The sequence below is a fragment of the Desulfocurvus sp. genome (assembly GCF_023230885.1).
Lineage (GTDB): Bacteria > Desulfobacterota > Desulfovibrionia > Desulfovibrionales > Desulfovibrionaceae > Desulfocurvus.
This window is the reverse complement of record NZ_JALNWM010000099.1, coordinates 1-11,740: the sequence shown is the minus strand read 5'-3', so window position 1 is coordinate 11,740 and position 11,740 is coordinate 1. Positions and strand designations below refer to the sequence as shown.

11 protein-coding genes are annotated in these 11,740 nt (G+C 69.7%); 2 read left to right on the top strand and 9 right to left on the bottom strand.

All coding sequences use genetic code 11. The features are described from left to right. Positions 1 to 500 precede the first annotated feature (500 nt). Together M0P34_RS08625 and M0P34_RS08620 are read left to right on the top strand one after the other, a co-directional pair. On the top strand, positions 501 to 1,166 hold the full coding sequence (locus M0P34_RS08625; protein ID WP_291498476.1) for an adenylate kinase: 666 nt from the start codon (positions 501 to 503) through the stop codon (positions 1,164 to 1,166). 160 nt (positions 1,167 to 1,326) lie between these two features. Further along, positions 1,327 to 2,181, top strand: coding sequence for a menaquinone biosynthesis protein (locus M0P34_RS08620; RefSeq protein ID WP_291498474.1), 855 nt, complete (start codon positions 1,327 to 1,329; stop codon positions 2,179 to 2,181). Positions 2,182 to 2,233: 52 nt separating this feature from the next. Here M0P34_RS08620 and M0P34_RS08615 read toward each other — a convergent pair whose 3' ends face one another. The 9 genes from M0P34_RS08615 to M0P34_RS08575 all read right to left on the bottom strand — a co-directional run bounded on the left by M0P34_RS08615 (position 2,234) and on the right by M0P34_RS08575 (position 11,731). Then, complete coding sequence (locus M0P34_RS08615; protein ID WP_291498472.1) at positions 2,234 to 2,890, bottom strand: TrkA family potassium uptake protein; 657 nt, start codon at positions 2,888 to 2,890, stop codon at positions 2,234 to 2,236. Between the two features lie 24 nt (positions 2,891 to 2,914). Beyond that, the gene (locus M0P34_RS08610; protein WP_291498469.1) at positions 2,915 to 4,285 is read right to left on the bottom strand and encodes a potassium transporter TrkG; all 1,371 of its coding nucleotides are present in this window, start codon (positions 4,283 to 4,285) and stop codon (positions 2,915 to 2,917) included. A gap of 52 nt (positions 4,286 to 4,337) precedes the next feature. Beyond that, a complete protein-coding gene (locus M0P34_RS08605) occupies positions 4,338 to 5,789 on the bottom strand; it encodes a TrkH family potassium uptake protein (protein ID WP_291498467.1) in 1,452 nt (483 codons plus the stop codon). A 1-nt stretch (position 5,790) separates the two neighbouring features. Further along, the gene (trkA, locus tag M0P34_RS08600) at positions 5,791 to 7,149 is read right to left on the bottom strand and encodes a Trk system potassium transporter TrkA (RefSeq protein WP_291498465.1); all 1,359 of its coding nucleotides are present in this window, start codon (positions 7,147 to 7,149) and stop codon (positions 5,791 to 5,793) included. Positions 7,150 to 7,361: 212 nt separating this feature from the next. Beyond that, positions 7,362 to 7,625 carry a 30S ribosomal protein S20 gene (gene rpsT / locus M0P34_RS08595; RefSeq protein ID WP_291498463.1) on the bottom strand — a complete coding sequence of 88 codons (264 nt, stop codon included), beginning with the start codon at positions 7,623 to 7,625 and terminating at the stop codon, positions 7,362 to 7,364. Between the two features lie 116 nt (positions 7,626 to 7,741). Further along, on the bottom strand, positions 7,742 to 9,829 hold the full coding sequence (gene glyS / locus M0P34_RS08590; RefSeq protein ID WP_291498460.1) for a glycine--tRNA ligase subunit beta: 2,088 nt from the start codon (positions 9,827 to 9,829) through the stop codon (positions 7,742 to 7,744). Positions 9,830 to 9,844: 15 nt separating this feature from the next. Then, positions 9,845 to 10,714, bottom strand: coding sequence for a glycine--tRNA ligase subunit alpha (gene glyQ / locus M0P34_RS08585; protein WP_291498458.1), 870 nt, complete (start codon positions 10,712 to 10,714; stop codon positions 9,845 to 9,847). Between the two features lie 88 nt (positions 10,715 to 10,802). After that, positions 10,803 to 11,549 (bottom strand): DNA repair protein RecO, encoded by a 747-nt coding sequence (gene recO, locus M0P34_RS08580; RefSeq protein ID WP_291498456.1) that lies wholly within the window; start codon positions 11,547 to 11,549, stop codon positions 10,803 to 10,805. Between the two features lie 50 nt (positions 11,550 to 11,599). Beyond that, on the bottom strand, positions 11,600 to 11,731 hold the full coding sequence (locus M0P34_RS08575) for a RodZ domain-containing protein (RefSeq protein WP_366062322.1): 132 nt from the start codon (positions 11,729 to 11,731) through the stop codon (positions 11,600 to 11,602). Between the last annotated feature and the right edge of the window lie 9 nt (positions 11,732 to 11,740).

Sequence of the window (11,740 nt, the reverse complement as noted above, 5' to 3'; positions counted from 1 at the left end):
TGGCGCAACGCCCTGGCCCTGGCCGTGCCTGTGCCCCGTGTTCCTCTGCGTCAGGCCACACGCCCCCTCCCTGCCCAACGCCACCGCCCCGTCCGACCCGCGCCCTGCCCTGGCTCCAGCCCCCGGGCCGCGCCCCGTTCCGGCGCCAACCCCATACCCACACCCCGGCGTCCACCCCGGCCCGGCACCTCCCGGCCCTTCCGACCCCAGCCAGCCCCAGGCCCCGACCCTGTCCCCCAGCCCGGCGCCCGCTCCGGCCCCTGGCCCAGGCAGGCCCCGCCCCGCCCGACACAACCGCGCCCCAGCGCCGGGGCGGCTTGTTCTGTTTTTCACGAGAATCTTTCGGGCCAGCCCCTCCGTTCCGCCCGCCGGGGGATTCCGGGCCGCCCCAAGGCCGGAGTCAGGCCCGGGCGAGGCCGAAAAGGACCGCCGGGCATTGACAGCCGGGCCAAGGCGGTATAGGCATTGTGAAATTTTTTGCAAATCCTAAGGAGGCAGACGTGAATATCCTGATCTTCGGTCCCAACGGCTCCGGCAAAGGCACCCAGGGCACCCTGGCCAAAGACAAGTACGGCCTGGATCACATCGAGTCCGGCGCCATCTTCCGCAAGCACATCGGCGGCGGCACCGAGCTTGGCATGAAGGCCAAGGAATACATCAACCGCGGCGAGCTGGTGCCCGACGACATCACCATCCCCATGGTGCTGGACGTGCTCCAGGGCTCCAAGAACGGCTGGCTGCTGGACGGCTTCCCGCGCTCCCTGGTGCAGGCCGAAAAGCTGTGGGAAGCCCTGCAGAAGGACGGCGTGGCCCTGGACTACGTCATCGAGATCAAGCTGCCCCGCGAAATCGCCAAGGCGCGCATCATGGGTCGCCGCCTGTGCGAGAACAACCCCAACCACCCCAACAACGTCGGCATCCCGGCCATCACCCCCGACGGCGACAAGTGCCGCGTGTGCGGCGGCGCCCTGTCTTCCCGCCAGGACGACCAGGACGAGGGTGCCATCGACCAGCGCCACAACATCTACTACGACGAAAAGACCGGCACCATGGCCGCCGTGAACTTCTACAAAAACAAGAAGGACGGCGGATACAAGTTCATCGAGCTGGACGGCGAAAAGGGTATCACCGAGATCAAGGAATACCTCATGAGCCAGCTGGCCTAGCGCCCGGCTCCCGGAAAGACGCCAAGGCCCCCGGATCGCTCCGGGGGCCTTTTTCGTGCCCGCCGCCCCGGGCGGGCGCGGCCCCGGGCCGCCGCCCAGGGGTGAAACCATTGCGCTGCGGGCTTTTCATCCGCGCCGGACCGGGGTAAGGCATGGGCCCATGAGCACCAACCACCTGCGCGTCGGCCAGATCGACTACCTGAACGTCCTGCCCCTGTTCCATCATCTCAAGCGCGTGTTCCCGCCCTCGGACGGTCTGGAGTACATCCCGGGCCACCCCTCGGAGATGAACGCCCTGCTGGCGCGCGGCGAGCTGGACTGCGCCCCGGCCTCGTCCTTCGAATACCTCGCGGGCGCCGGGCGCTACCGCCTGCTGCCCGGGCTGTCCATCAGCGCGCCCCTGGGGCCGGTGAAAAGCGTGCTGCTGGTCAGCCCCGTGGCTCTGGAGGAGCTGCCCGCATGGCTGGCGGCCAACGGCCCCGGGGTCGGGCTCACGGGCGCCTCGGCCAGCTCCGTGGCCCTGCTCAAGGTGCTCTGGTCGCTGTGCTGGAACCTGCCCGAGCCGCGCTGGGAGCCCATGCCCCCGGGCAGCGGCCTGACCAAGGGCCGCCCGTTCCTGGAAATCGGCAACCTGGCCCTGAAGATCCATGTGGACCGCCCGGCGGGCTGGCACATCGTCGACCTGGCCGAGCACTGGCTGCGCTGGACGGGCCTGCCCTTCGTCTTCGCCGTGTGGATCGTGCGCCGCGGGCTCTCCCCGGCCCAGGAGGCCCTCCTGGGCGAGGTGCACACCGCCCTTTTGCATTGCAAGACCACCTGCGTGCAGGCCATTGCCGAAATCGCCCGCTGGGACGAGTTCACGCCGTGGATCAGCCCGGCGGGCATCGAGGACTACCTGGGCACCATCGGCTACGACCTGGGCCCCCGGGAGCAGGCATCCCTGGCCCTGTTCGGCGCCCACTGCACCGCCCTGGGGCTCATCGACGGCATGCCCTCCCTGGCCTGGGCGCTGTAGGGTCCGGGCGGGCCGCACGAAGGGCGGGATGCCCCGGGGCACCCGGCCCCGGCTAGGGCTGGAATTTCCCGGCCATCTCCTCCTGGACCACCACCACGATCTCGTCGTCCGCCTCCAGGCGCGCGTCGGCCCGGGGCAGGTAGTCGAAGCTCCCGGCCGAGGCCGACCTGTGGGCGATGACCAGCATCTGGTAGCGGTTGGTCAGGTTCAGCTCGCGCAGGGTCCTGCCCCGCCACTGGTCCACCACCAGCTTCTGGACCAGGATGCCCTGGCCGTAATGCAGGTATTCGATGAGCCCCGGGCTGGTGATGCGCATGGCCAGCTGCTGCGAGCCGAACAGCTCGGGGAAGAAAACCTCGTCGGCGCCGACCTTGCGCAGCACCTTCTCGTGATCCAGGCTTATGGCCTTGACCCACACCTGGCGGGCCTCCAGCTCCTTGAGATGCATGGTCAGCAGGATGGAGGCCTCCATAGCCTCGCCCACGCTGACCACCACATGATCGAAATCCTTGAAGCCCAGCTGCTCCAGCACGCCCTTGTCCGTGCCGTCGCCCTGGTAGACCTGGGTCAGGTGGTCCTGGGCGCGGCGCACGTTGTCGGGGTTCACGTCCAGGCCGACCACGTCGTGGCCGAGCTCCATGAGCCTTCGGCCGACGAAAAAACCGAACTTGCCCAGGCCGACGACGCCGATCTCCTGCTTGCGCTTCATGCTCCGCTACTCCTTGGCGGCCCGTCAGCCGATGGGCAGCCGCTTCTCGGGCCAGGTGAACTTCTCTTGGCGGCGCATGTCGTGCAGCACGCCGATGAAAACGATGGGCCCCAGGCGGCCCACGAACATGAGCAGCGTGACCACCAACCGCCCCCAGGGCGACAGCTCCCCGGTCACCCCGGCGGAGAGTCCCACGGTGCCGAAGGCGCTCACGCACTCGAACAGCAGCTCCAGGAACATGCCGCGCGTCTGGGCGTGGGGCTGGGGCCCCAGCTCGGTGATGCACAGGGCCAGGGTGCCCGCCCCGACGATGACGATGCCGTAGAGGATGAGCGTCAGGGCGTCGTTGAGCGAGCCCTCGTCCAGGGCGAAGCGCCGGACCACGGCCTGCCTGCGGCCCATGATCCGCGCCAGGGAAAAGCCCAGCAGCGCGCGGAAGGTCGTGGTCTTGACGCCGCCCGCGCAGGAGCCCGGCGACCCGCCGATGAACATCAGGGCGATGATGACCAGCAGCGAGATGTTGGTCAGCCCGCCGATGTCCAGGGTGTTGAACCCGGCGGTGCGGCTGGTCACGGACTGGAACAGCGCCGAGAGCAGCTCCGAGGACAGGGGCACCCCGTCGCGGCCCAGGGCGAACTCGGCCAGGAACAGCGCCGCCGCCCCGCCCAGCACCAGCCACAGGCTGGTGGAGAGCACGACCCGGGCGTGCCACGACAGGCGGGCGCCGGGATCGGCCCGCCCGCTGCGCAGGCGCCGCCAGGCCGCCCGGGGCCAGCCGCCCAGCTCGATGAGCACAGCGAAGCCCAGGCCGCCCAGCACGATGAGGGCCATGAACACCAGGTTCACCCCCGCGTCGGCGCGCCACTGCACGAGGCTGTCGGCATACAGCCCGAAGCCCGCGTTGCAGAAGGCCGACACGGAGTGGAACAGCGCCGACCACGGCGCGAAGCCCGCAGGGTCCAGGAGCCAGAGCAGCGCCGCGCCGACGGCCTCGATGGCCAGGGCGCCGAAGACCACCCGGCGCAGGAAGGCCCCCAGGCGGAAGGACGGGTCCTGCAACAGGCTCTGGCGCACGGCCGTGCGGTCGGACAGGGAAATACGCTTGCGCCACAAGAGGAAAACCAGGCTCGTGTAGGTCATGACCCCCAGGCCGCCCACCTGGATCAACCCCAGCAGAACCCCCTGGCCCACGGGGGAGAAGAAGGTGCCCGTGTCCACCACCGCAAGGCCAGTGACGCAGGTGGCCGAGGTGGCGGTGAACAGCGCGTCCAGCCAGGACAGCTCCGCCCCCGTGCGGCACACGTCCAGGCGCAGCAGCACCGTGCCGCACAGGATGATCAGGGCGAAGCCCAGGATGATCAGCTCATTGGGGGAAAGTCGACGACGCGTGGCCATGATTCGCAGTCCTATCCCCTCGGCGCGGAATGCGCAAACACGCGGTCCGGGCCTACTTGCGCCAGAACTCGGGCACGAAGAGGATGAGCACCGTGTATATCTCCAGCCGCCCCAGGAGCATGCACAGCACCAGCACCCACTTGGCCGCGCCGGGCAGCCAGGCGTAGTTGTCCGTGGGCCCCACGCCGCCGAGCCCCGGGCCGATATTGCCCATGCAGGCCGCAACGGAGGAGAAGCTCGTCAGCAGGTCCACGCCCATCGCCGCCACGGCCAGCCAGGCCGCCAGGAACAGGGCCAGGAACAACAGGAAAAACGCGGCCACGGAGCCCAGCACGTCCTGGTTCACCGGGCGGCCGCCGAGCTTGATGCGCGACACGGCCCGGGGATGGATCAGGCGGTAGAGCTCGTCGTAGGCGTGCTTGAGCAGGATCATGATGCGCATGCACTTGATGCCGCCGCTGGTGGAGCCCGCCGAGCCGCCCAGAAACATGAGCAGCAGGAGCAGGCTCTGGGGCAGGGGCGTCCACAGCTCGTAGTCCGCCGTGGCGAAGCCGGTGGTGGTCAGGATGCTGGCCACCTGGAAGGCGCTGTAGCGCAGGGCCTGGGCGAAGCTGTCGTAGCTCGTGCCCAGGATGTCCCAGGCGGACCACAGGGTCGCCACGGCGAACACGAAAAGGAAGAAACGCAGCTCCGGGTCGCGCAGGGCCACCCCCGGCCGACCGCGCAGGGCGTGGTAGTGCAGGGTGAAATTGAGCCCCGCCAGGAGCATGAACACGGTGATGACCACATCGATGTAGACGCTGTCGTAGGCGGCCACGGAGGCGTTGCGCGTGGAAAACCCGCCGGTGGCCATGGTCCCGAAGGTGTGGCACAGCGACTCGAACAGGTCCATGCCCCCGGCCCACAGCAGCGCCGCCAGCACCACGGTGAAAAGCAGGTAGACCTTCCACAGCAGCATGGCCGTGTCCTTGATGCGCGGCTTGAGCTTGTCGGGCACGGGGCCGGGCACCTCGGCGCGGTAGAGCTGCATGCCGCCGACGCCCAGGAACGGCAGGATGGCCAGGGACAGCACGATGATGCCCATGCCGCCCAGCCAGTGGGTCAGCGAACGCCAGAAGAGCAGCCCCCGGGGCACGGCCTCGATGTCCGTAAGCACCGAGGCGCCGGTGGTGGTGAAGCCGCTCATGGACTCGAACAGGCAGTCGGTGAACGAGGGGCCGAAGGTTCCGGCGAACCAGAACGGCAGCGCCCCGGCGAAAGCCGCCGCCACCCAGCCCAGGGCCACCACGGCCATGCTCTCGCGGTGGGTCATGGGCGCGGCCTTGGCGTCGCGAAACAGCACGAGAAGGCCCAGGCCCACGGCCAGGGTCACGCCCACGGACAGCCCCAGGGGCCCGGCGCCCGGGTCGTCGTCGTAGAGCGACCAACCCAGGGCCAGGACCATGGACAGGCCCACGCACAGCAGGATCGCCCCCACCAGGGACAGGGTGTAGCGCCAGCGCATCCTAGAAGAACTCCAGCTTCACCGTCAGGCTCTTCTCCACGCGCGCAACGTTGCGCCGCGTGGAGAGGATCAGGATGCGGTCATCGGGCATGATCACCGAATCGCCCGTGGGGAAGACGACCTCCTCGCCGCGCTGGATGGACAGGATCAGCGCGCCCCGGGGCAGGTTCAGGTCGCGGATGGCCTTGCCCACGATGTCCGAATGGGCCAGGGCCACGGCCTCCAGGGCCTCGGCCTCGTCGCCCTTGATGGTCGTGGCCGAAAGCACCTTGCCCTTGCGCATGTATTGCAGGATGGAGTTGACCGCCGCCAGCCGGGGGCTGACGATCTGCTCGATACCCACGGTGCGCACGAGGTTGAAGTAGGCGAACTTGTTGATGCGCGTCACGGCCTTGGCCGCGCCCAGGCGCCGACAGAGCAGCGAGGTCAGGATGTTGGTCTCCTCGTCGCCGGTCAGCGAGATGGCCATGTCCATCTCGTGGATGTTCTCCTCGGCCAGCAGGTCCTGGTCGCGCCCGTCGCCCAGCAGCACCAGGGTCTTGCGCAGCTCCTGGGCCAGCTCCTGGCAGCGGTCGGGGTCGATGTCCACGACCTTGACGTGCAGGCGGGCCTCCAGGCTGCGGGCCAGGCGCAGGCCGATGTCCCCGCCGCCGATGATCATCACGTTGCGCACCTGGCGCGTGGGGCAGCCCAGGCGCTGCATGACCAGGCGCGCATTGTCCGCGAAGCAGACGAAATAGATCAGGTCGCCGTTCTGGATCACGTCGCCGCCCGAGGGGATGATGAGCTGGTCGTCGCGCACGATGGCGGCGATGATCACGTCGGCCACGCCGAGCACCGCGCGGATGTCGACCATGCCCACGCCCACGGCCGGGCCCCCGGCCACGCGGTAGCCTACGAACTTGATGCGCCCCCCGGCGAAGTCGCTGACCTCCTCGGCGCCGGGGATCTCGATCAGCCGCTCGATGGCCCGGACCACCTCCACGTCGGGATTGATGGCCTTGTCGATGCCAAGCATCTCCAGGGCGCGGCCCTCCTGGAAGTGCAGGTACTCGTCCTTGCGGATGCGCGCCAGGGTGACCATGCCCGGCGCAAGTGCCGCGGCGAAGGTGCAGGCGACGATGTTGATCTCGTCGGAATCGGTGACGGCGAGCATGATGTCCGCGTCGCGGATGCCCGCGTCCTCCAGGACGGCGGGGTCGGAGCCCGAGCCCTCGATGGTCTGCACGTCCACGCTCTCGCTGATGCGTTTGAGGGCGCGCAGGCTGTTGTCCACCACCACCACTTCCTTGGCCTCGGAGGCCAGGCGCCGGGCGATGTGGAAGCCCACCTCGCCCGCTCCGATGATCACGACCTTCACGCTGTGCCTGCCTGTTGCGGTTGGCGCCCCGCGCGGCGCGCGGGCAGCCCCTGTCTACCGGAAGCGCGGGGGGAAATCCAGCCCGGAAAGCGCCCGGGCCGGTCCGTCGGCCCGGTCCGCCGCCGCCCGCCGCCGCGGCCCACGCCGCGGCCCACGGAAAAAGCCCGCCTCGCTTGCGCGGGGCGGGCTGGAAGGGCGAAAGGGACCGGAGGCTAGGCGATCTTGTTGACGGCCAGGCTCAGGCGCGAAACCTTGCGCGCGGCGGTGCGCCAGTGCACGACCTTCTTGGTGGCCGCCTTGTCCAGGACGGCGGTGGCGGTGGCCAGGGCGGCCTGGGCCTGCTCCTTGTCCTTGGCCTCCACGGCCAGGCGCACGGCCTTGACCACGTTCTTGATGCGGGTCTTCACGGCGCGGTTGCGGTCGCGGCGCTTCAGGCTCTGCCGGTGCCTCTTGATGGCGGACTTGTGATTAGCCAAGATGCATTCCTCCTAGAAACTCTATCGGACTGAAAGTGTTGCTTGCCTACGCTTGGGAACAGGTCAACTATACCCGCCCCCCCCGGATGTCAAGCCTTTTGGCGAACGTCGCCCGGCTAGACTTGCAGCGCCGCGAAATCCGCCAGCCGACCCAGGCGGCCCACCAGGGCCCCCAACAGATTCAGCCGGTTGGCCCGCAGCGCCGCGTCGTCGCACATGACCATAACCCCGTCGAAGAAGGCGTCCACATCGGGGCGCAGCTCGCGCAGCAGCCCCAGCAGGCTGGCGAAATCGTCCCTGGCCCAGAGCTCGTCCCAGACGGGGGCGACGGCTTCCAGGCGCGCGGCCAGGGCCTGCTCGGCCCGCTCGGCCAGCAGGGCCTTGTCGTACCCGCCGTCGACGGCGGCGGCTCCGCCCTGCTTGACGATGATGTTCGCCGCGCGCTTGAAGGTCAGCACGGCCTGGGCGAAGTCGTCCTCGCGCGCGAACTCGCCCAGGGCGTCCACCCGCGCGGCCAGGGCCCACACGTCGTCGAACCCGGCGCCCAGGGCCGCCTCCACCACCAGGGTCTGGTGGCCCCGGGCCGTGAAGTAGGCTTTGAGCCGCCCGGCGAAGAACTCCAGCAGCCGTGCCTGGGCCTCGGCCTCGGGCAGCTTCCAGGCGACACCGTCCGCATAGGCCCCCCGGGCCCGGGCCAGCAGCTCGCCCAGGGACAGGCGCAGCCCGTGGTGCAGGATGATGCGGATGATGCCCAGGGCCGCCCGGCGCAGGGCGTAGGGGTCGTTGGCCCCGGTGGGGATCATGTCCAGCCCGAAGCAGCCGGCCAGGGTGTCGGCCTTGTCGGCCACGGACAGCAGCGCCCCGGCCAGGCTCTGGGGCACGGGGCTGCCCGGCCCGGCGGGCAGGTACTGCTCGTAGAGCGCGTCGGCCACGGCCTCGGGCTCGCCGCGCCTGCGGGCGTATATCCCGCCCATGACGCCCTGCAATTCGTCGAATTCGTAGACCATCTCCGAGACGAGGTCGGCCTTGGACAGCCGCCCGGCCCGGGCGGCCACGGCGCGCAGCTCCGGGGCCACGGCCCCGGCCAGGGCCGCGCAGGTGCCCTCCAGGCGCCGAGTCTTGTCGCCCACTGTGCCCAGCGGCGCCAGGAAGATGACCTTGTCCAGGCGCCCGAGCCACGCGTCGGCGTCGGCGCGCAGGTCGGCCTTCCAGAAGAAGCGCGCGTCCTCCAGGCGGGCGCGCAGCACGCGCTCCCAGCCCTTCTTCACCAGGGCCGGATCGCGCGGCTCCAGGTTCAGGGTGGTCACGAAATGCGCAAGCAGGGCGCCCTGGGCGTCCTCCACGCCGAAACTCTTCTGGTGGCTCTCCATGCTGGTCAGCAGGACCTCGCGCGGCACCTCCAGGAAGGAGGGGTCGAAGTCGCCCAGCACGGGCAGCGGGGCCTCCACCAGCCCGACCACCTCGTCCAGCAGGTCCTCCTTCCAGACCACGCGGCCCCCGGCCTCGCGGGCCAGGGCGTCGGCGCGCTCGCGGATCATGGTCCGGCGCTCGGCCGGGTCCAGAATCACGCGGCCGCTCTCGCGGACGATCTCGAAGTAGCGCCCGGCCTCGGCGACCTCGAAGGGCCCCGGGCCAAGGACGCGGTGCCCGCGCGTGGAGCGCCCCGAGGCCACCCCGGCCAGGGCGAAGGGCACGACCTCGGCCCCGAACAGGGCCAGGAGCCACTGGATGGGGCGGCCGAAGCCGAATTCCCGCGCGCCCCAGCGCATTTTCTTGGGGAACTGCAACCCGGCCACGGCCGCCTCGCACACCGCAGGCAGCAGGCCCAGGGTGGCCTCGCCGCCGGTCATGCGCCGCACGGCCAGGTACTCGCCCTTGTCCGTGGTCTGGATGAAGCAGTCGGCGATGTCCACGCCCTGGGTCTTGGCGAAGCCCAGGGCGGCCTTGGTGGGCGCGCCCTCGGCGTCGTAGGCGATGCGCCGGGGCGGCCCGGTGAGCAGCTCCTCCTCGCGGCGCTGGGCCGGGGCGACCTCGGCCACATGCAGCACGACGCGCCGGGGGGTGGCGAAGGTGCGCAGCCCGGAAAAATCGACAAGCCGCTCTTCCAGGGCCTTGGCCACGGCCTCGCCCAGCTCCTCGTGCAGCCGGGGGAAGAAGCGGGCGGGCAGTTCCTCGGTTCCTATCTCAAGAATGAATTCAGGCATGAGCGCTTCCTTTGGCTACCTGGCGAGCATCGGGTGGCCCATCTCCTCGCGCTGGGCCGCGTAGAGCCGGGCGATTCGGGAGGCCAGGTTGCGCACCCGGCCGATGTAGCCGGTGCGTTCGGTGATGGAGATGGCCCCGCGCGCGTCGAGCAGGTTGAAGGTATGCGAGCACTTCAGGCAGTAGTCGTAGGCGGGCCAGGGCTGCCCGGCCTCGCACAGGGCCAGGCATTCGGCCTCGTAGCGCCCGAACAGCTCCAGGAGCATGGGCGCGTTGGACAGCTCGAAATTGTAACGCGACTGCTCGACCTCGTTTTGGTGATACACATGGCCGTAGCTCACCTGGCCGTTCCAGGACAGGTCGTAGACGCTCTCCTTCTCCTGGAGGTACATGCACAGGCGCTCCAGGCCGTAGGTCAGCTCCACGCTCACCGGGGCGAGGTCGATGCCGCCCACCTGCTGGAAGTAGGTGAACTGGGTGACCTCCATGCCGTTCAGCCAGACCTCCCAGCCCAGGCCCCAGGCGCCCAGGGTCGGGGACTCCCAGTCGTCCTCCACGAAACGGATGTCGTGGGCGGCGGGGTCGATGCCCAGGGCGGCGAGGCTCTCCAGGTACAGCTCCTGCACGTTGTCCGGCGAGGGCTTCAGGATGACCTGGAACTGGTAGTAGTGTTGCAGACGGTTGGGGTTCTCTCCGTAGCGGCCGTCGGTGGGCCGCCGCGAGGGTTCGACGTAGGCGACCCTCCACGGCTCGGGGCCGATGACCCGGAAGAAGGTCGCGGGGTTGAACGTGCCCGCGCCGACCTCGATGTCGTAGGGTTGCTGCAACACGCAGCCCTTCCCGGACCAGAATTGTTGCAGGGTCAGGATGACATCCTGGAAATGCATGGCAGCTCCTTGATTGGCAAAACCGGGCCGGGGGCGGCCCGGAAGAAAAGTCGCCGCTGGCGGCGGCGCGTCGGCTCCGGGAGAGGGGTCACACGCGGCGGAACCTGCCGTCCTCCCAGGCCAGGCCCAGGTGGTAGCGCACCAGTGCGTCCACGGCGTCGAAAAGCCTGCGCCGCGAGGCGTCGGGGGGCACCGCGTCCGCCCAGCGCCGCACCCCGCGCATGCGCACCGTTTCCAGCAGGTCCACGGTCCAGGGGTCGAGCACCACGCGGCGGCCGGAGCCGTGGGCGTGCTCCGCGCAGGCCACCACGCCCTGCTCCACCAGGAGCGTCGGCGCAACCGCTGTTCTTAAATCTTTTCCACACCGAGGGCAAGCGCCAAACCCCGGGGCGTAGCCCTGCAGGAAGACCACCTTGGCCCGGAACAGCAAGGGCAGAAGCGGCGAAAGATCGGCGCGCGCCTCCATGACCTCCAGCGCCTCGGCCAGCAGGGCGAAGGACTCCTCGGTCCCGTCGGGCCCCTCAAACACGGCCTCGTAGAACTTCACGCAGTTCACCGCGGGGCCCAGGCGCGCGGCGTCGGCGCGCAGCTCCGGGCAGCCGCGCACAAGGCGCCCTTCCATGAGATAGAGGTACTCGCCGCGCCCGGAGCGGCGGAACTGGAAATCCACGCGGTTCAGGGGATCGAGGCAGCCCATGAAGCGGCGGCGGCTCCTGCTGCCGCCAAAGGCGAAAGCGGTGACCACGCCGTGGGCGGGAGTTGCCAGGCGGACCCAGAGGTCGATTTCGCGAAAGGAGCCGACCTTGAGGATGATGGAGGATTCGGTGAAGTCCATGCCTGCCCCCGCGCTGGGGCCGGGACACGCGCCGCGGGCCCGGCCGGACGCTACGGGGCGGTGAAGGTCAGGGTGCGCACCTGGCCGGAATGGGCCTGGAGGGCGACGGGCTCGCCGTTCAGGGTCACGCTCACCCCACCCGCGTTGCCCAGCTTGAGCTCCAGGCCGGTGTTGAAATGCAGCGCGTGGGA

Excerpts from the sequence above, each read along its gene's own strand:
- M0P34_RS08615 (WP_291498472.1), bottom strand. The coding sequence starts at position 2,890 with ATGAAGCGCAAGCAGGAGATCGGCGTCGTCGGCCTGGGCAAGTTCGGT.
- M0P34_RS08605 (WP_291498467.1), bottom strand. The coding sequence starts at position 5,789 with ATGCGCTGGCGCTACACCCTGTCCCTGGTGGGGGCGATCCTGCTGTGC.
- M0P34_RS08620 (WP_291498474.1), top strand. The coding sequence starts at position 1,327 with ATGAGCACCAACCACCTGCGCGTCGGCCAGATCGACTACCTGAACGTC.
- glyS (WP_291498460.1), bottom strand. The coding sequence starts at position 9,829 with ATGCCTGAATTCATTCTTGAGATAGGAACCGAGGAACTGCCCGCCCGC.
- M0P34_RS08610 (WP_291498469.1), bottom strand. The coding sequence starts at position 4,285 with ATGGCCACGCGTCGTCGACTTTCCCCCAATGAGCTGATCATCCTGGGC.
- recO (WP_291498456.1), bottom strand. The coding sequence starts at position 11,549 with ATGGACTTCACCGAATCCTCCATCATCCTCAAGGTCGGCTCCTTTCGC.
- glyQ (WP_291498458.1), bottom strand. The coding sequence starts at position 10,714 with ATGCATTTCCAGGATGTCATCCTGACCCTGCAACAATTCTGGTCCGGG.